This is a genomic window from Ruegeria sp. BG11 (genome assembly GCF_056538565.1).
Map to the genome: position 1 here is coordinate 1 of NZ_JBQFTH010000070.1, position 520 is coordinate 520.

Consider the following 520-nt stretch of genomic DNA (forward strand, 5'->3'; position numbering starts at 1 on the left):
ATGGATGGTCGTTCCCGAGGGTCAGGTGCGTGTGGTTGAGCGGATTGCCCAGAACATGTTCATTTGCGCGCCCCATGCCAGCCAGGTTGCGGCACTGGCGGCGATGGATTGCGAAGACGAATTGCAGGCCAATCTGGACGTGTACCGCCGTAACCGTGCGTTGATGCTGGACGGTCTGCCCAAGGCCGGGTTCACGAACATCGCCCCGCCCGATGGTGCGTTTTATGTTTATGCTGACGTATCCGATCTGACCAATGACAGCCGTGCCTTCGCGGCCGAGATTCTGGAAAAGGCAGGCGTTGCGGTGACTCCGGGTCTCGACTTCGATCCCCAGCGCGGTCACACGACCCTGCGTTTCTCTTACGCAAGGGCCACGGCTGATATCGAAGACGGTCTTGAGCGTTTACGCCTGTTCATGGCCGCGCGTGGCGCGATCAGGGAACAGGCCTGAACCGTTCACAAAACGCAGCTAGTGGTATAGGCTGCAGTGCAAACGATCTCGGGAAAACTTGAGGCTATG

General features: G+C 58.8%; 1 protein-coding gene. It reads left to right on the forward strand.

Annotation, left to right across the window (positions count from 1 at the left end):
• Positions 1 to 451: aminotransferase class I/II-fold pyridoxal phosphate-dependent enzyme (locus tag ACR0JF_RS23440; protein WP_480670151.1), on the forward strand; the 451-nt coding region annotated here is incomplete at its 5' end.
• Positions 452 to 520: the final 69 nt, after the last annotated feature.